This is a genomic window from Nonomuraea sediminis (assembly GCF_018531495.1).
Classification (GTDB): Bacteria; Actinomycetota; Actinomycetes; order Streptosporangiales; family Streptosporangiaceae; genus Nonomuraea; species Nonomuraea sediminis.
Genome location: NZ_JAHDTI010000012.1, coordinates 201,844 through 219,543, shown reverse-complemented (window position 1 = coordinate 219,543; position 17,700 = coordinate 201,844). Strand labels below are relative to the sequence as shown.

At 70.7% G+C, this 17,700-nt stretch carries 14 protein-coding genes and 1 pseudogene; 4 read left to right on the top strand and 11 right to left on the bottom strand.

The window, feature by feature from the left end:
* Positions 1-15 precede the first annotated feature (15 nt).
* Positions 16-840 carry an SCO6745 family protein gene (locus KIK09_RS40835; RefSeq protein WP_214324866.1) on the top strand — a complete coding sequence of 275 codons (825 nt, stop codon included), beginning with the start codon at positions 16-18 and terminating at the stop codon, positions 838-840.
* Between the two features lie 270 nt (positions 841-1,110).
* On the opposite strand, the gene KIK09_RS40830 is transcribed toward KIK09_RS40835, so the two are convergent.
* Both KIK09_RS40830 and KIK09_RS40825 read right to left on the bottom strand, forming a co-directional pair.
* On the bottom strand, positions 1,111-1,521 hold the full coding sequence (locus tag KIK09_RS40830; RefSeq protein WP_214324865.1) for a hypothetical protein: 411 nt from the start codon (positions 1,519-1,521) through the stop codon (positions 1,111-1,113).
* A gap of 413 nt (positions 1,522-1,934) precedes the next feature.
* A complete protein-coding gene (locus KIK09_RS40825; RefSeq protein ID WP_214324864.1) occupies positions 1,935-3,185 on the bottom strand; it encodes an FAD-dependent monooxygenase in 1,251 nt (416 codons plus the stop codon).
* A 72-nt stretch (positions 3,186-3,257) separates the two neighbouring features.
* Here KIK09_RS40825 and KIK09_RS40820 point away from each other — a divergent pair, with 72 nt between their 5' ends.
* Entirely contained in the window at positions 3,258-3,911 is a 654-nt protein-coding gene (locus tag KIK09_RS40820; RefSeq protein WP_308164616.1) for a TetR/AcrR family transcriptional regulator C-terminal domain-containing protein, read from the top strand.
* 144 nt (positions 3,912-4,055) lie between these two features.
* Here the strand turns inward: KIK09_RS40820 and KIK09_RS40815 are convergent, their stop codons facing one another.
* Positions 4,056-4,742 (bottom strand): TetR/AcrR family transcriptional regulator, encoded by a 687-nt coding sequence (locus KIK09_RS40815; protein WP_214324863.1) that lies wholly within the window; start codon positions 4,740-4,742, stop codon positions 4,056-4,058.
* A gap of 109 nt (positions 4,743-4,851) precedes the next feature.
* Here KIK09_RS40815 and KIK09_RS40810 point away from each other — a divergent pair, with 109 nt between their 5' ends.
* Positions 4,852-5,985: an FAD-dependent oxidoreductase gene (locus KIK09_RS40810; protein WP_214324862.1), complete on the top strand. Its 1,134-nt coding sequence runs from the start codon at positions 4,852-4,854 to the stop codon at positions 5,983-5,985.
* A gap of 61 nt (positions 5,986-6,046) precedes the next feature.
* Here the strand turns inward: KIK09_RS40810 and KIK09_RS40805 are convergent.
* From KIK09_RS40805 to KIK09_RS40795, 3 genes and pseudogenes are all read right to left on the bottom strand, one after another.
* Positions 6,047-7,101, bottom strand: a pseudogene (locus tag KIK09_RS40805) (Tn3 family transposase); the annotation flags it as partial.
* Between the two features lie 431 nt (positions 7,102-7,532).
* On the bottom strand, positions 7,533-9,110 hold the full coding sequence (locus KIK09_RS40800; protein WP_214324860.1) for a coiled-coil domain-containing protein: 1,578 nt from the start codon (positions 9,108-9,110) through the stop codon (positions 7,533-7,535).
* An 851-nt stretch (positions 9,111-9,961) separates the two neighbouring features.
* Positions 9,962-10,294, bottom strand: coding sequence for a hydroxyisourate hydrolase (locus KIK09_RS40795; RefSeq protein ID WP_214324859.1), 333 nt, complete (start codon positions 10,292-10,294; stop codon positions 9,962-9,964).
* 178 nt (positions 10,295-10,472) lie between these two features.
* On the opposite strand from KIK09_RS40795, the gene KIK09_RS40790 reads away from it, so the two are divergent.
* A complete protein-coding gene (locus KIK09_RS40790; RefSeq protein WP_214324858.1) occupies positions 10,473-10,646 on the top strand; it encodes a hypothetical protein in 174 nt (57 codons plus the stop codon).
* Between the two features lie 18 nt (positions 10,647-10,664).
* Here the strand turns inward: KIK09_RS40790 and KIK09_RS60300 are convergent, their stop codons facing one another.
* The 5 genes from KIK09_RS60300 to KIK09_RS40765 are packed head-to-tail and all read right to left on the bottom strand — an operon-like array spanning position 10,665 to position 17,693.
* The gene (locus tag KIK09_RS60300; protein WP_214324857.1) at positions 10,665-13,769 is read right to left on the bottom strand and encodes an AfsR/SARP family transcriptional regulator; all 3,105 of its coding nucleotides are present in this window, start codon (positions 13,767-13,769) and stop codon (positions 10,665-10,667) included.
* 36 nt (positions 13,770-13,805) lie between these two features.
* A complete protein-coding gene (locus tag KIK09_RS40780) occupies positions 13,806-14,207 on the bottom strand; it encodes an NUDIX hydrolase (RefSeq protein WP_214324856.1) in 402 nt (133 codons plus the stop codon).
* Positions 14,204-15,850, bottom strand: a complete 1,647-nt coding sequence (locus KIK09_RS40775; RefSeq protein WP_214324855.1) for a non-ribosomal peptide synthetase — start codon at positions 15,848-15,850, stop codon at positions 14,204-14,206. The genes KIK09_RS40780 and KIK09_RS40775 overlap by 4 nt, the downstream gene beginning before the upstream one ends.
* Before the next feature lie 5 nt (positions 15,851-15,855).
* Positions 15,856-16,869 carry a phytanoyl-CoA dioxygenase family protein gene (locus KIK09_RS40770; RefSeq protein WP_214324854.1) on the bottom strand — a complete coding sequence of 338 codons (1,014 nt, stop codon included), beginning with the start codon at positions 16,867-16,869 and terminating at the stop codon, positions 15,856-15,858.
* On the bottom strand, positions 16,866-17,693 hold the full coding sequence (locus KIK09_RS40765) for a thioesterase II family protein (RefSeq protein ID WP_214324853.1): 828 nt from the start codon (positions 17,691-17,693) through the stop codon (positions 16,866-16,868). The genes KIK09_RS40770 and KIK09_RS40765 overlap by 4 nt, the downstream gene beginning before the upstream one ends.
* Between the last annotated feature and the right edge of the window lie 7 nt (positions 17,694-17,700).

Here is a 17,700-nt window from a genome sequence, read left to right as displayed (position 1 = left end):
AGGGAGATGCGAACGATGCCGCACCCTCAGGCCAAGGTCCACCGCATGTTCGAGCTCGTCGAGCCGATCGCCACCGTCACCTTCTCCGAGGTGCCCAACGAGGCGTTCCTGGCCCTCGGCATGCGCAACTACTGGGACGGATACTTCGCGGGCCGAGCCGCGCCGCTGGGCCTGGTACCGGCCGAGGTGGTGCACGCGGTCTTCTACAACTTCGCCGACGGCGAGGTGGCGCGCCACATCCCCTGGGTGTGGGGGAAGATCACCCCGCAGGAGGCGATCGCCGTACGCGAGCGGAGCAGCGCCGCCGCGCTGCGGCAGATGATCGGGGAACTCGCCGACTCCCCCGCTCTGGTACGGGTCGCCGACCTCGCCACCCGAGCAGCGCTCAGCGCGCCGACCGAGGGCCGAGTGCTGTACGCCGGGCTGCGGGCGCTCGACGTACCCGAGGAGCCGGTGGCCAAGCTCTGGCACGCGGCGACGCTGCTGCGGGAGCACCGTGGGGACGGCCACAACGCCGCTCTTCTCGCCCACGGCATCGGCGGCACCGAGGCCCACGTCCTCATGGCTGTTTCCCTCGGCATGAGGGCGGAGGAGTTCGGCCGGATCCACCACCTGCCCGAGGCGCAGCTGGCCGCCGTCGTCGACGGGCTGCGCGGCCGCGGCCTCGTGAACGCCGCCGGCGCGTTCACCCCCGCCGGCCGGGAGACCAAGCAGCGGATCGAAGCCCTCACCGACGAGCTGGCAACCCCGGCGTACGACATACTCAGCGCGGACGAACTCGACGAACTGGTCGCGGGGCTCGAACCGATCGCCGCCGTGATACAGGCCGCCGACGACTGAACGGACGCATCAGGCCACGGCCACGCCCCCCAGCCCGGCCACCGAGGTGAGTGGGTCGTCGCATGGGATCACCCGCATGGCCGATCAGCCCGTCGAAGCGGTAGCGACCGCGGCCTGCACGCCACGCCTGGCCGCGATGCTGCTGCCGCCCGCGCGAGCGACGCCGTACTCAACGCTTGGCCTTGGCGAAGCGGCTGGTGGCGTCGCGAGGCAGAGCGTACGGCAGGAACGCGAGCTTGATCTCACGGTCGGGGTCGCAGTTGGCATGCATCACGAGGTCGGTGCGGCCGTCAGTGTCATGCGTACCGCGCTGTTTGTAGTTGGGGTGGGCTTCGATGGCGGCGGTGGCGCGGACTGGATGGTCGCTGTCACGTCCTTGGTCCGGATGAACATCAGCAGGGCGGCCTTGGTGTCGCGCCACACCAGGTAGCCGAGCAACTGGTCGATGGCGTGGGTGACGGTTTGGGCGCCGTCCCACACCTTGCGTTCGCCGATGAACACGTTGCGGTCGCGTTCGCGGATGAGGATGTCGGTCTTGCCTGCGCCGTTGAACAACTCCCCGGCGGCCGTCCCCTTGAACTGGGCGTTGAGGCTGACCAGCAGCAGGTTGCGGATGCTCTCCTCATCCATTGCGGCCGCGCCCGACGGGTTGCGCCCCAGGGCGTTGCGCTGGGCGTCCAATACCTGGAGGGCGGCCTCGTAGTCGGCGTCGCTGAGTGCGGGCTCGGGCGTGAACGGCTCCCCGTCTCCGGGACTAGTCCGGGGCGGCTGCGGGGAGATCGTCTTGCGAGTGACCGGGATGCCGTAGGTGTCGGCGTCGGGGGGAACCCAATCTGTGCCTGGAGGTTGCGGCCGTGTAGCAGCTTCTGCTTGCGCGCCGACACCAGACCGGTGACGAAAGCCGGCAGGGCGGCGTTGTGCCGGTCGATCTCCTCAACTGATCGGCCCTCCGCTCCCGAACGTGTCCCCAGCCGCCAGTAGCCGATCAAGGGTGTCGGGATTAGGCGACAGGGCGCTGAACACTCTGCGGGCCAGCGCCTTCATTCTTGCGGTGCTACTCGCGACGGCCATCGGTCCCCGATGTCCGGCCGCTTTCAGACGGCGCTCATCAGCGCCGGGTTCTCGGGGAGCTGCCAGCTGCCGCCGCGGTCCTCCTTCGAAAAGCGCGCGGCGAGATCGGGAACGTGCAGAAAGCAGGCCAGTGCGGTGGCGGCCTGGAAGGCGTCGATCGCACGCTGGGTCATCGGCATGCCCAGGCGCAGGAGACGCGGATTCACTTCGCCCTGAATCTCATCGACGAAGGGCCGCAGCACGCTGTCGTAGTTGGCCAGTGCGGTGGGCAGGTCGCCAGGGTGCCGGTTGATCTCGCCGGCCAGGACGTAGGCGCCCACCAGTCCGCCGGAGATGCCCATGCCGCTGTAAGGGGAGGCACAGTGGGCGGCGTCGCCGGCCAGGACCACGCGGCCCTTGTACCAGGTGTCGATTCGGACCTGGACGATCTCCTGGGAGTAGAAGAAGGGGCTCGTCCGCATGCCGTCGATGAAGCGCTCGGTCTGCCAGCCCGCGTCGCGGAACCTGCTCGCCCAGAACTCCCGCTGGCGCTCGACGGGTTTCCGGTGGATCGCCGAGGCCTCCTCGGACTCCTCCCGCATCACGAAGTACACCTGGGTCTCGGTCGGGTTGTGGCTGCGGCGCATGATCTGACGGCCACCCGGGACCATGTAGGTGTCCCGGATGTTGCTGTCGGACGCTGTGCGCGGGATGAACCAGTAGGCCATGTGGATGCCGAGCCGCCAGTACGGGTCGAAGCCCGCCGGGAGGATCGCCTGCCGGATGCGCGATCCCTGCCCGTCCGCGCCGACCAGGAGGTCGAACTCGCCGGAGGAGCCGTCGGAGAAGTGCGCGATGACCTTCTGTCCGTCCTGCTCGAAGCCGTCCACGCTCACGCCGAAGACGTACTCGGCGTCGTCCTCGGTGGCGTCGTGCAGGATGCGTACCAGGTCACCGCGCATGATCTCGTACTCGGACGTGAGGCTCTGCCGGCCACGGCCGGAGGTGTTGGCCATGATCGTCGCCTTGGCCCTGCCGCGCGCGTCGACGAAGGCGACACCCGCCTCGTCCACCAGCTTGCCGCGGACGGCGTCAAGAAGCCCCATCCGCTCGACGGCCTCGATGCCCTGTCCCCGGAGGTCGACCTGCGCCCCGGTGGCCCGCAGCACCGGAAAGCGTTCGACGACGGTCACCCTGTGGCCGCCCCGCGTGAGCCAGAAAGCCAGCGCCTGGCCCGCTATCCCGCCGCCGGCAACAAGGACCCGCAGGGGGTGCGCTCCCGATCCGTTTGCCATGCCCATCACCCCAAAAATCTATCAGTGAATGATTCTCCTCCAGAGTCACCTATCAGTGATAGATTTGTCAACGTGACCAAGGTGAACCGTGAGATCGTCGTCTCCGAGGCGCTCGACCTGCTCGACGAGGTCGGGCTGGACACGGTCAGTACGCGGCGGCTGGCGAAGCGGCTGGGCGTCGAACAGCCCTCGCTCTACTGGTACTTCCGCACCAAGAAGGACCTCCTCGCCGCCATGGCGGATGCGGCGATGGCACCGCATGCGGCCGCCGCGCTGCCGACGCCCGACGACGACTGGCGCGACTGGTTCCTGGACAACATGCGAAGTTTCCGGCACACCCTGCTGATGCGCCGGGACGGCGCACGCCTCCACGCAGGCAGCACCCCTGCCAACGACCTCGACCGGATCCGCCGCAAGATGGACTTCCTGGTCACCTCCGGAGTGCCTGAGCGGGACGCCCAGATGGCGATGCTGGCCGCCGGCCGTTTCACGGTCGGCAGCGTCCTGGAGGAACAGGCGGACGCCGACTCCGGCGACGGCTCGGATCCACCGGCGGACATGCCTGTGATCGACCACGAGTCGGCGTTCGAGGCCGGCCTGACCCTTATCTTGGACGGCCTGGTGCACCGCGCCGCAATGCGGCCGGCCTCCCTGTCGGCAAACGATCGATTGCCGACAGGACCGAGCGGTCGGGCGACGAAGCGAGAGGGAACCGCGATCCGATGATGACGACCGCGATCTGATCGCGCTGCGGCGTAAGGACGCGAACCGGCTGGGCGTGACGGAGGCCGCTGCGGGTCAGCGGTGGGTTGGCCCTCGCAGTGCTTGTCCGGTGGCTGGCGCCGCGAGGGCAGCGAGCGTCGGGGTCTTCTAGCGCAGGATTGCGATACCGGCGAGGAAGATGTCGACCCCGATGAGGAATTGCTCGCGGTCGTCGTGCTTGCCTAGCTGAGTCGCCGCCGCGTGTACGAACGGGTATCGGCCGGGGTCGATCTGCGCCCATTGCGTGGCAGCGTTCTCCAGGAAGGTCTCTCGGTCTGTGTCGCTGCCTACGAGGAGCCGTGCGTTCGCGGCGTTCTGCGCGGCGACGCCGAGGACGTAGTTCACGAGCGTGCCGGCCGCGTCAAAGCGCGCCTTCTCCGGAATGTCGAGGGCGTCCAGCAGGCGGCCGATGCTCTCGTAGAAGTCCAGCAGCGCGGGCCGCCACGGTTGGCGGGAGAATTCTGCCCCGACCCACGGGTGGGCATCGATCGCATCGAACAGGCCGAGGGCGAGGCCGCGCAGAGCAGTGCGCGGGTCCGCATCGGCGACCGCGCCAGACAGCACGCCGGTGATGACGTCGTCAGCGGCCGTCGCGAGCAGATCACTCTTGTCCGCGACGTGGTGGTAGATCGCTCCGTAGCCGGTGCTCAGGCGCACGGTGAGCGCGCGCAGCGTCAGCGCCTTCTCGCCACCGCTGTCCAGGATCTCGATCGCGGTCTGGATGATCAGCTCCCTCGACAGGCTGTCCGTCCGCCGCGGGGCCCGCGCAGATCCCTTCGCTGTTCTCTTCACCATGACCCCAGCATCGCACGAATGGAGCGTCGATCCAACTTCGTGTTAGCGTGATTGGAGTGGCGATCCAATGAGGGCGTCACGGCACCCCCAAGGGGCTAGGGAGGAAACCATGACGACACCTGTCACGATCATCGGAGCAGGTCTGGGCGGCCTGACACTGGCCCGCGTACTGCATGTGTACGGCATCCCGGCCGCGGTCTACGAGGCGGATCCCGCACCGGACACCCGCCGCCAGGGCGGACTGCTCGACCTCCACCCTCAGAGCGGTCAGGCCGCTCTGGAAGCAGCCGGTCTGATCGAGGAGTTCCGCAAGCTGATCCTGCCGGGCCGGGAGGCGTACCGGGTCATGGACCAGGCGGGGAGCGTGCTGCTCGACCTGCCCGACGACGGAAGCGGCGAACGCCCGGAGGCACCGCGCGGCGAACTGCGGCAGATGCTGCTCGACTCCCTGCCCGCCGGCACCGTCCGCTGGGGTCGCAAGGCCACCGCGGTGCGGGCTCTCGGCGAGGGCCGCCACCAGGTGGACTTCGCCGACGACACCACTGTTGTCGCGGACCTCCTCATCGGTGCCGACGGCGCCTGGTCGCGCGTACGACCGCTGCTCTCCGAGGCCGCTCCGGAGTACTTCGGCGTCTGCAGCGTGGAGACGTTCCTCTTCGACGCAGGAACCCGCCATCCCGCCTCCGCCGAGGCGGTCGGGGCCGGATCGCTGTTCGCCCTCGCACCGGGGAGGGGACTGCTGGCCCACCGGGAGGGCAGCGGGACCCTGCACACCTACGCACAGCTCAAGAAGCCCCAGGACTGGTTCGCCGACTTTGATGCCACCGATGCCACAGCCCTCACCGTACGGGTCGCGAAGGAGTTCGACGGCTGGGCCCCCGAACTCACCGCCCTGATCACCGACAGCGACACCCCGCCGGCCCTGCGCCCTATCTTCACACTGCCGGCCGGGCACCGCTGGGACCGCATACCGGGGGTGACCCTGCTCGGCGATGCCGCCCACCTCCGGGCGCCGAACGGCGAAGGCGCCAACTTGGCCATGCAGGACGGCGCTGAACTCGGCCGGGCCCTCGCCGCACGCCCCGGCGATGCGGAGGCCGCCCTCGCCGCGCACGAACAAGCCATGTTCGCCCGCGCCGCCACCGTGGAAGCGGACGACGACGGCTTCTACACGATCATGATCGACGACCATGCGCCCCACAGGCTGCTCGCCCTGATGACCGGCGCCGAACAGGACGCGTGACCCTCACCTTCGCGCGCAGTTCCCCGCTCAGCGACCTGCGGCCGGGGGCACAAGCCTCGGCTCAGTCCTCGCGGCCGTCGTCGTCCTCGTCCGGATCCGGCGCGTCCGGATCGCGCAGCGGGCGCAGGGCGTCGGCGGCCGGGACGCTGGCGGTGAAGCTGTAGCGGCCGAGCAGGTTCAGGTTGTGGTGTTTGAGCGGGGAGAGCCGGGCGATGTCCTCCTCCCGGATCTCGTGGCCTTCGGTCTGGAGCTGGGCGGCGTCGATGTACCGCGTGGTCCAGAGCACGATGGCGTTGAGGACCAGACCGAGCGCGCCGAGCTGGTCCTCCATACTGTCGCGGTATGCCTGGTGGATGGTGCCGCGCTTGCCGTGCACACGTCACGGGCCAGCTTGTGGCGGGACTCCTGCACGGTGAGCTGCCGGTTCATCTGCCGCCGGTAGGTGTCGTCGACCGGGTCGACCACCCGCAGCAGGTGCTCGGTCTTCGCGATCCGCCCGTACTCGGCGAACGCCGCACCCAGCGGAGTCGGGCGCCCTTCGCGTCCGAACATGCGCAGCAGGTCGTAGGCGCGGACCTGGTTGGTGACCAGGGAACCCGCGACCTTCAGCATGTCCGGCCACTGCGTGATCACCTTGTTCAAGTTCACCCGGTTGCGCGCCAGGTCCAGCACCGCGCCGTACGTGCCCGTCTCGACGCCGGGCATCGTGGCCCGCCAGAACCGCTGGTCGTCCAGGTCGCGGAACCGCGGGCTGAAGTTGTAGCCGAGGATCTTGAACAGGCCGAACACCATGTCGGAGTACGAGGCGTTGTCAGTCGCCCCCATCTCCGGCTTCACCCCGCCGTCCAGGATGTGCAGTGAGTCGCGCGGGGTGCCCGGGACGACCATCTGCCCGATGCCCGCGACCTGGTTGTTGACGGCGTTGAGCCAGGTGATGCCCCGCTTGAACCCGAAATACTTCGGCGACGGCGCCGCGCTTACCGTACGGACGGGGACGACGAACCGCAGCCCGTCCACCGAGGCAAGCAGGCCCTCGCCCCAGAACTTCACGATGGGCACGGCAGCCTGGGCGGAGATCTTCATCATCCGCTTCGCCGACGGCCGAGTCGCTGAGATCTGGGGAGTCGTCGACGCCCTCTCACAGCTGCAGCAACTCGGCGCTGTTCCAGCTCCCCCTTCTCGGTGAACACTCATGGCCTATCGGAACGAGTGACAGGCCGGCGTCCGCCGTATGGGAGGCGGCCGCCGCCAGGTGGCGAGCCTGATGGTGCGGATCGGCCTGCCACGAGCCCTTCAACGCCAAAAAGCCACGCCCTCCCGAGCGCCGAATCACCAGGTTGATTCCTGGTGGCTGACAGATGGTCACCTGGGCCGAGGCAGTTGGCGCGAATGCCGAACGACCCGACCGAGCAACCAGATCCCCTCCCCCCCGGCCCTCGGGGCCGGGGGCCAGGGTCGCGCCAGGGCCAGGGCCGGGGGCCGGGGCGGAACAAGTGCACCTTGGGTCAGCGCGTGACAGCCTCCAGGGCTGCCTCGGGTGTCGGGCGTCAGTCTGGGCGGTGGGCCAGTTCTGCGGCCACGGCTCTTTCGCGTAGCTGCGCGGCTTCTTCGCGTACGGCCTGCAGTTCGGAGCGTAGGTCCCCCAGGCGAGCGCGTTCCAGACGTAGTTCGGCGTGCAGGCGGTCGCGTTCCTCGAGGGCGGCCGTCGCCTTTGAGGCGTCCTTCACGGCGACCGAGCGTGCCACCTCTATCTCCGCGGCTGCGCGCTCTGCCTTGGTCGTGGCGCGTTCGGCTCGCGTGGCGCGCTCGTTGGCTCGGTCGCGTTCGGCCTCCGCCGCCTCGGCGCGTGCCCCTGCCACAGCCAGCGCCTGCTCCACCTCTCCCTTCACCCGGGCCACAACCGCGACCGCTTCCTCGCGCACCTCGGCGATGCGTGAGGTGGCATCCAGCTCGGCCTGGGCAGCTCGGGTCTCCGCTGCCCTACTTTCCACCTGGGCACGCTCGATCCGTTCGGCCAACTCCTGAACCGCCTGGTCGCGAGCCAGCTCGACCTCCTCGGCGCGCTGCTGGGCCGCGATCGCACGCTGGTCGGCTTGCTGGACCCGACGTTCGGCCTCAGCGGTCCGCTGGTTCGCCTCTTCGACACGGCGCTCGACATCAGTGGTCCGTTGGCGGGCTTCTTCAGCGCCACGCTCAGAATCCGCGGCACGCCGCTCTGCCTGCTCGATCCGGTCCTCGGCGTCAGCGACGCGCCGATCAGCGTGACGCTTGGCATCGGCGATGCGTTGCTCCGCTTGCTCGGCGCGGTGATCCGCCTCGGCTGCGTGCTGGTCTGCCTGCTCGGCGCGACGCTCTGATTCAGCAGCACGCTGGCCTGCCTGCTCGATCTGCTGCTCGGCCTCCGCGAGGCGCCGCTCGGCACGACGTTCGGCTTCGGCGGTGCGTTCGTCGGCCTGAGCGGCACGGTGCTCCGCGTCGAGGGTGCGCTGTTCCGCCTGGTCGGCTCGGGTGGTGGCCTCTTCCGCGCGCTGTTCGGCCAGCTGGGTACGTTCCTCGGCCAGGGCGGCACGGCGGTTGGCCTCGTCGACGGCCTGGACGGACTGTCGTTCGGTGGCCGCCGCCTCGCGCAGGGCGGCGAGGGCCTGCTCGCGGGCCTTCTCAGCATCGGCCAGGGCCGTGTCGCGCTCGGACTGGGCCTCCTCCACCTGGGCGCGCATCTCGCGTGCCTCGACTCGCGCGTACTCGGCCGCCTCTCTGGCCAGCCGTACCTGCTCGAAAGCCTGCTCCCGCTCGGTGCGTGCGATGGCGACGCGCGTGTGCGCCTCCGCCTGCACAGCGCTGAGCTTGGCCTCGACACCGGCCGGGCTCAACTCGGTGGCCAGCGCCCGGGCCAGCGGCTCGATCGCAGCGCCAAGCCCCTGCTCCATCCGCTCGTACAGCTGCTCCGCCCTGGCCAGCGCCCCCTCCAGCCCCGGCGTCGCGCGTCGCAACTCCCGCTCCCGCTTCGCCGCCGCCTGACACTCCCCATCGGGGCAGTACTCCTTGGGCCGCCCCCTCCCCTGCCGCTGCTCGATCGGCTTCCCGCACTGCTTGCACGGCGTCACCACGCCCGTCTCCCCAGCCACAAGAGCACCCTAGCATTTTTATTTTCCAGAAATTAAAAATCAAAAATTCAGATCCGTTGCGCGAAGATAACTTGCGAGAAGGCAGAATTCCCGCAAGTAACTCTCAGCGACGGTCCCGGCGAGACTCTGCATCCGATGAGTGCCAGGGTTGGTGCGCATTGCCACGAAGCTGTCCTTGGGTTTTGCCACTCATGCGAGTGCAGATTGCCACTGAGTGTCAGCAAGATCGTGTCCGAGGTCACCCCCGCGCGCATCGGTTGGCGAGCGTCACGCCTGGTGGATGCCCTACTGGCTTGACCAAAGCGTTCAACGCGTGATCGTTTCTGGCAACACCTCGCTGAACACGGAGAGTGACCATGGATGCGCTGATCTAGGTTGGCGCGGCTAGTGGGCCAGGTTCCCGCGTGCGCCGGAGGGACGATATGCCTGTCGCCGGCATGGACCCATGCGCTGTGAGCTGAACGGGTACGGGTGCTGGACGCCGCCTGCGGCAGGCGGCCGGGCGGCTGACGAAGCTGGCGAGGAGGCGAAGGTCTCCATCGTGATGCCGGACAAAGGGCGATCCAAGCTCAACGTGGAGCGTCTCGGCGCTCTCGGGGAGAGCGAGTCGCTGCGCCGTCGGCCGCACCATCGCGACCACGGCCTCTGACCGCCTGCCGGTCGTCGCGACGCTACGGTTTGGCGAGCACGAGTAGCGCCGCAGACCACCGGAAGGTTGTTGAACAAGGCTAGTAGCGGAGCTGGTGACCGGAAGGGGTGCGGAGGTCGACGTGGCGTTCCTCGACCCGGCGCGCCGGTCGGCTGCGATGGATTCGTCTCTGGCGCATGAGGTTGTCCTCCTCTGGGGATGGTCAGTTGACGCTGTAGACCGTGTGGGCGTTAGGCGCGATCAGCACGGTCAGGCGGGGTGGGTCGGCGGGGTCGCTGACGCGGAAGACGATGACCACGAGGGGGTTGGCGGGGACGATGCCGAGGGTGGCGAAATAACTGTCCACGTTCAGCTCCAAGCGGTAGGAGCCGCGTGACAGCGGGAGCGCGAGGTCCGGCCAGACAAGCGAACCGGACTGGTCCGTGCAGCCCTCTGCCTCGGAAGAGGACGCCTCCGCCAGCCGGAAGGCCAGGATCCGCACGCCTGCCGCCGGACGGCCGTGCGCGACGTCGACCACGTCCACTCTCAGGGGCATGAGACCACCCGACCCTTCTGGCGTCACGATGGCTGGCCGCGTTCTCGTCCCGCTATCGCCGGGCCATCGCGTACGGCACAGCCGCGGCGATGGCGGAACGATAGCGATCAAACAGATGGGTCAGCGTGGAATGGCGTCAGTTCTCGACGACGACGAAACACACCCGTGGAGGGTTCCGATGCGTAATCTGCTCCTGGCCCTGGTCCTGGCGCTCTCGGCACTGGCCGCCGCCACCACCCAGGCCGCCGCCCAAGCGCAGGCCGCCGTCACCACAAACGGCGCGATCACGAACCTCGCCGGCGGCACCCCCGACGGCCCGCCGTGGGGCGGCAGCGGCGGCACCGGCGCCTGAGGCGATCCGGGAGCCGGGTCAGCCGAGCCGGTCGAGGGCGGTCGTGAGGCGCGCGGTCAGGGCCGGGTCGACGTCCCCGATCAGTTCGAGCGCCTGGCGCCACGCCCGTGCGGCGGCATCCCTGTCGCCTTGCGCCAACCGCAGCGCTCCCACCGGTTCCAACGCCCTGGCCTGCCAGACGGCGGCGTCGCCCAGCTCGCCGAACACCTCCAGAGCCTCGGCGAGCAGGCCCAGCGCGCGGCTTCCGTCGGCCCGCGCGTGCAGCGTCCCGAGCGCCAGCAGCACCCGCCCCCGCAGCAGCGCATCCCGGGTGCGCTCGGCCAGCTCCAGCGCCCCGGCGAACTCCCGCTCGGCCAGCTCCAGCGCCTCAGCGAGCTCCGACCCCGACGCAGAGGACCCCGGCACAGAGGACCCCGACACAGAGTCCGGGGCCAAAGCGGGACCGCGGCTGCTGCCCAGGCCGAGCAGCGCGTAACCCTGACCGATGAGGTCCCCGGACTCCCGGGCGGCCCGAAGGACGAAGGCGTAGGCGATCCGCGCCCGCTCGAGGTGCCCCTCCCGCAGGTACAGCTCCGCCCGTTGGTACTCGATCTGTGCCGTCACCCTGGTCGCCCCGGCCTTGTGCGACATGATGAACGCCTCGTCGAGCAGCTGCACGGCCACGTCCCTGTGCTGCTGGTCGAGGTGGATCTGGGCCATGTTCCGCAGCAGGTTCGCCTCGCACACCGGATCGGCCACGCGCTGCGAGTGCGCGAGCGCCTCGTCGCACAGGGCGAGCGCGCCGGGATAGTCCCCCGTCTGCCGGTGGACGAAGGCCAGCTCGCTGAGCGCGAGCGCGAGCCCGTGCGGCTCCCGCAGCTCCTGGAAGATCTCCAGCGACTCACGCAGGTAGCGTCCCGCCTCCGCGAGGTCGCGCGTGAGCTCCAGCAGTCCCAGCGAGTACGACATGGCGCCTTCGCCGCGCCGGTCGCCCGCGGCGCGGGCCGCCTTGAGCGCGGCGTCGTGGGTCTCGCGCCAGTCGTCGGTGTGCAAGCCCGACTCGAACAGCGTCACGGACGTCATCGCCAGGTCCCAGCACACCTCGCTAATGCCGGACCTGGCCGCCTGCATCGTGGCGGACACCAGCGCGGTGTGCTCGCGCCGGAACCACCCGAGCGGATCGTCGCCCAGCTCGGCCTCGACCACCTCCGGCGGCAGCCGCCACAGCTCCGCGTCCCCGTGCAGCACGCAGTGATCCCCGCCATAGACGCGGCTGTGCGCCTCGCGGGCGAGGAACAGCCAGCAGCCGAGCAGGCGGCCGAGCGCCTGCTGCCGTTCGGCGGGCGTGTCCTCCTGGGTCAGCAGCTCGGTGGCGAAGATGCGGATGAGATCGTGCAGGTGGAAGCGTACGAACCCGTCGGGGCTCTGTTCGGCCTCCACGAGCCGGGCGGCGACAAGGTCCTCGAGCAGGTCTTCGGCCACCACGTGGGCGACGCCGAGCAGCGGCGCGGCGGTCCACGCGGCGAAGCTGACCTCCCCGAGCACGCCGAGCCGCCGGAACAGCCGCCGGCCGTCGTCGCTGAGGCTGTCGTAGGAGAAGGAGAGCGTGGCGCGCACGCTGACCCCCTCAAGGTCGAGCTCGTCCAGCCGACGCCGCTCGTCGCGCAGCCGCTGCACCATGGCACTGATCGGCCAGTGCTGGCGGGAGGCGAGCTTGGCCGCGACGATGTGCAGGGCCAGGGGCAGGGAGTCGCACAGGGCGACCAGCTCGGTCACGGACTCCGGCTCCGCCTTCGCCCGTTCCTGGCCGATGATCCGGGTGACCAGCTCGATCCCGGCGCTCTCGGCCAGCATGTCGAGCTCGACCTGGTGGGCGTTCTGCGGCCACGGCAGCCGGTTGCGGGTCGTGATGATCACGCCGCAGCCCTCGCTGCCGGGTAACAGCGGGATCGCCTGGTTCATCAACACCATGTCGTCGAGGACGATCAGCACCCGCCGCTCCGCCAGGCAGCTGCGGTACATCGCCGCCCGCCCCTCCAGCGTGTCGGGCAGCGCGCTCGGCGCCACGCCGAGCGCGCGCAGGAAGCGTTCGAGCAGCCCGTACGGCTGGCTGCGCTGCCCCTCTCCGTCGTGCAACCGGGCGAACAGCTGCCCGTCGGGATAGTGCTCGAGCAGCTGGTGCGCGGCGTGGACCGCCAGCGCGCTCTTCCCGACCCCGCCCTTGCCTGTCAGCGTGACCACGGGCAGCTGAGCACGGGCGCGCGAGGAGAGCACGGCACACACCTCCTCGACCACCTCCCGATGACCGATGAAGTCGGTGATCTCCGCGGGCAGCTGCCGCGGCACGAACGAGACGCCCTCCGGCTCGACCCGCGCACCCCACCTGACGTCGTCGGGGAGCTCCAGCTCGGGGTCCCTGGTGAGGATCGCGCGTTCGAGGTTCTGCAGGTCCTGGCCGGGGTCGAGGCCGAGCTCGTCGACGAAGGTCCGCCGGGTCTGCCGGAACACCTCCAGGGCCTCGGCCTGCCTGCCGGAGCGGTAGAGGGCGAGCATGAGCTGGCCGCGGAAGCGTTCCCGCAGCGGGTGTTCGGCCACCAGCCCGGTCAGTTCGCCCACCACCTCGTGGTGGTTGCCGAGGTCGAGCTCCAGCTGGAGGCACTGCTCGAGGGCGGCCAGGCGGCTCTCGCCGAGCATGGTGGCCGCGGCCTGGACGATCTCGCTGCGCACGCCGCTCGCGGCAGGCCCCCGCCACAGCGCCAGCGCGGCCCGCAGGTCGCGCACCGCCTCGGCGGGCTGCGCGGCGGCGACCTCGGCCGCGCGGGCCACCAGCCGCTCGAACCGGCGCAGGTCCAATTCGTCGTCCTCCACCCTGATGAGGTAGCCCGGCGGCCGGGTCTGGAGGATCTCGCCGCGGTCGTCGGTGTTGAGCAGCGTGCGGAGCCCGGAGACGCAGATCTGCACCTGGCTGCGGGCCGTCCTGGGTGGCCGGTCGTCCCAGAGGGCGTCGACCAGCCTGCTCACCGGCACGACCTGGTTGGCCTCGAGCAGCAGCATGGTCAGCACGATCTGCTGGCGCGCGGAGGCAATGGCGACGGGCTCGTCCGCGATGACGACCTCGACCGGACCGAGAAGCCTGAATTCCACCGCCGCCCCCTGCGCGGTCGACGAACCCCTACGGATTCATCTAAATCGATCCTCGCCCTGTCCGATAGCCTCGCTCCAACCCGGATACACGACGCCGGGCGCGGGGCCCGCCACGTCCCACCACCGGCCCTCGCCTGCCCGCCCGCCAGTGACGGTCGCTCGCACGATCGTCTCCTCCTGCCGGACCAGGCCGTCGGGGGTGGTGATGGTCACCGTACGCCGAAGGGTCGCTTTCTCCGCCTGGCCCTCTAGCCCGAGCTCGGCCAGGCACGCCTGCGCGCACTCCCGAGCCCCGGCGCCCTCCTCGCGGACCCGGCCGGGCAGGCACCAGAACGGCTCGCCGTACACCGGAGCCCTGCGCAGGAGCAGCACCCCGCGCTCGGGGTCGAGCGCGGCGACCCTGACAGTGGCGGGCTCCAGCCTGCGCGGCACGATCATGACGTCCTCCTCGCCAGCTCGGCGATGGTGATCGAGGGGAAGAACTCCCGCAGCGGCAGTCGCACGCCGAGCCGGTCCTTGATGCGCCGCACGACCCTGACGGCCTGCAGCGAGTTGCCGCCGACGGCGTCGAAGGGCTGGTCGACCCCGACGGGGAAGCCGAGCACCTCCTGCCAGATCGCCGCCAGGCCGACCTCGTGCGGGGTGCTCGGTGCGGCGCCCGCCCCGCGTTCCAGGTCGCCGGCCCAGTCCCGCAGCACCGCGCGATCGACCTTGCCGTTGGCGGTGAGCGGGAGCCGCTCGCACCGCACCAGGTCGGCCGGGACGAAGGCGGCGGGCAGCCGCTCGGCGAGCCACCCGCGCAGCTCCGGCCGCGGCTCGTCGGAGAGGTAGAACGCGGACAGCCACAGCTCGCCGGAGGCGTCCGTGACCGCGACGACCCTGGCCGCGGCGATGCCGGGGTGGCCGCACAGCACGGCCTCCACCTCGCCGGGCTCGACGCGCTGGCCCCGGATCTGCACCTGGTCGTCGACCCGGCCGCAGTAGTCGTAGTCGCCGTCGGGCCGCCGCCGCACCAGGTCGCCGGTGCGGTAGCGGCGCTCACCGCCGGGCGCGGGGACGAACCGTTCGGCGGTCAGCCGCGGATCGGTGACATATCCTCTGCCCACCCCGGTGCCGCCCACGTACAGCTCCCCCGCCCGGCCGTTCGCGACCGGCTCGCCGTACGGATCCATGACGAGCGCCTCGACGTTGTCGATGGGCCGGCCGATCGTCGGCTCGCCATCGCCGGGCGCGACCGCGCACGACGTGGCGATCACCGTGGTCTCCGCGGGGCCGTAGTGGTTGGCCAGCGTGTATGGCAGGCCAGGGCGCGGCCGGGCACGCAGCGCCTCTCCCCCGGTGTGGACCAGCCGCAGCGCGCTGCCGTCGGACCAGCTCCCGCCCAGCAACGGCTCGGTCATCGCGGTCGGCACGAACGCGCCGGTGACGCCGCGCTCCTCGATGAAGGCACGCAGTTCCTCGGGGTCGCGCCGGACGGACTCTCCGGGGATGACCAGGCACGCCCCCGCCACCAGGTGCGGCCACAGTTCCATGACGGAGGCGTCGAAGCCGACTCCCGCGCACGGGCAGAACCGGTCGGCGGGCGAGAGCCGGAAGGCGCGCACGTGCCAGGAAACGAGGTTGGCCAGCGCGGCATGGTGGACGCCCACCGCCTTGGGCCGCCCGGTCGAACCCGAGGTGAAGATCAGGTAGGCCAGCGCGGCGGGGTCGGCGGGCATCCCGGCGGACGCTCCGCCGGGAACGACTGGCACGTCCTGCCCCTCCAGCACGGTCAGGGCTCCGCTGTCGGCCAGCAGGTCCCGCTGGCGGGCGGCGGGCAGCGCGGGGTCGACGGGCACGTAGGCCGCGCCCGCGCGCAGCACGGCCAGCGCGGCGATCACCTGCTCCGCCGAGCGGCCCATGCGCACCGCCACCCGGGTGTCGGGTCCGGCCCCGCCTGCGCGCAGGCGGGCGGCCAGCGCGTCGGCGGAGCCGATCAGCTCGCGGTAGGTGACGCGCCGCTCGCCGTCCTCGACGGCGAGCGCGTCCGGCTGGGCGCGTGCCGTGAGCGCCACCGCGTCGGGTACCAGGCCGGAGGTCACGGGGATCACCGGACCGGGAGCCGCCACTGGTTGCGGCCCTCCACCGGGTCGCCCGAGATCAGCAGGCTGGTGTGGCGGCTGATGTCCAGGTTGGACCCGTCGATCAGGTTGCCGTCCAGTCGCCCCGGGTAGATCAGCGTGTCGGCGCGGGCGATGCGGCAGTTGACCGCCATCCGCCGCACCGGCGACAGGTTGGCGGGCGAGCCGTGCATGGTCCGCTCGCTGAAGATGACGAACGAGCCGCGCTTCATGGTCATCGTGGCCACCGTGCCCGGCTCGGGCTCGAAGTCGGTGTACTTGGCCAGCAGTTCGTCGAAGCGAGCACGCAGGTGGTCGATGACGTTGTCCCTGCTGGCGCCCTCGAGGTCGAAGCCGTCCAGCCAGCCGGCGGTGTCGATGTCGAGCGCGAGCTCGCAGTTGCGGGTCCTGTCGACGATCTCGGAGGTGGTCAGGCCGTTGAACGGCTCCTCGTAGAAGGCCGACTGCGTCATCGGCACCCGTACCCACGGAACCCTGGTGCCGTGCGTGCCTGCGGCGAACTGGAGCGGGCCGTTGTCGTTGGTCACGTCGTCGAGGGCGACCCAGACGGTCAGGTCCCAGATGCTGCCGCCGGGGTTGGCGGGACGCAGCGACGGGGTGGAGTTGCCGATCTCCTCGCCGTCGAAGGCGCCCCACTCCTGGTGCCAGCCGATGGCGTCGCCGCCCGGCGGCTTGTAGAAGATCTTCGAGCGCCACAGCAGCAGGTCGGCGCCGAGCAGCGCGGCGGCCCTGCCGACGATGGCCGGGTCGCAGAACAGCCGCTCCAGGTCGAGGTCCACGAGGTGCCAGTCGCGCAGCGAGTACCTGTCGTAGAGCGGGTGGCGGCGGCGCTCCTGGACGGTGCGCTGGCACCGCTCCCCTAGTTCGGCGAGCGTGCTGTCGGGCAGGTTCAGCGGGTACGGCCCGCAGAAGCCGTCGCGCCAGAAGCCCGCGACCTCATCGAGGTCGAGGCCGGGAGGGTTGTGGGTGATGGTGGTCATGGTCTCGCCCTTCTCATCGCGACGATGAACGCCGGGGTGGTCCGGATCACGGTGCTGACGGTGTCGGCGACGGCGGCCAGGTTGGCCGGGTCGAGCAGGTAGAAGTGGCGCCCGGGGAAGAGCGCGGTGGCGCAGGGCGCGGTGGAGCGGGCGGCCCACGACCCGAGCAGTTCGGGGTGCACGTGCGGGTCCTGGGCGCCGCCCATGGCGGTGATGGGTACGTGGACGAGTCCGGCGGCGCTGATCCTTGACGCCCGCGCGCACAGGTCCACGTCGCTGCGGAGCAGGCCGATGAGGTGGCGCCGCCACTCCTCGTCCGCCAGCAGCTCGGGCGCGGTGTTGCCGCCGGCGTGCAGGAAGGCTGCCAGCTCGGCGTCTCCAGCGGCGGCGTCGATCGCGTCGGGCGGGCGCTCGGGCAGCTGGCCGCTGAGGAACAGTCCCGCGCAGCTGTCCGGCAGGCGCATCGCGAGCGCGAACGCCAGCGCGGCTCCCATGCTGTGGCCGAGCAGGAAGGTGGGTGCCGGGTCCATCCTGGCCAGCTCGTCGCCGACGCCGGCCACGACGTCGGCGACGGCGGTCCCCGGCGGCTCGCCGAAGCGCCGCTCCCTGCCGGGCAAGGTGACGCCGATCACCTGGATCCACGTCGGCAGCTCGGCCACCAGCGGCAGCAGCGTGTTGGGGCCCGCCGCCGAGTGCGGGAAGACGACCAGCCTCGCGCGGTAGGGGGCGTTCAAGGGGCGCAGCTCCGCGGTCCACACCGCGCAGTCGTACGGCGGCGCGGCCCGGGCCGCCGAGTTCTCGCGCGTCGCGAGCCCGTTCATCATGGTCCTC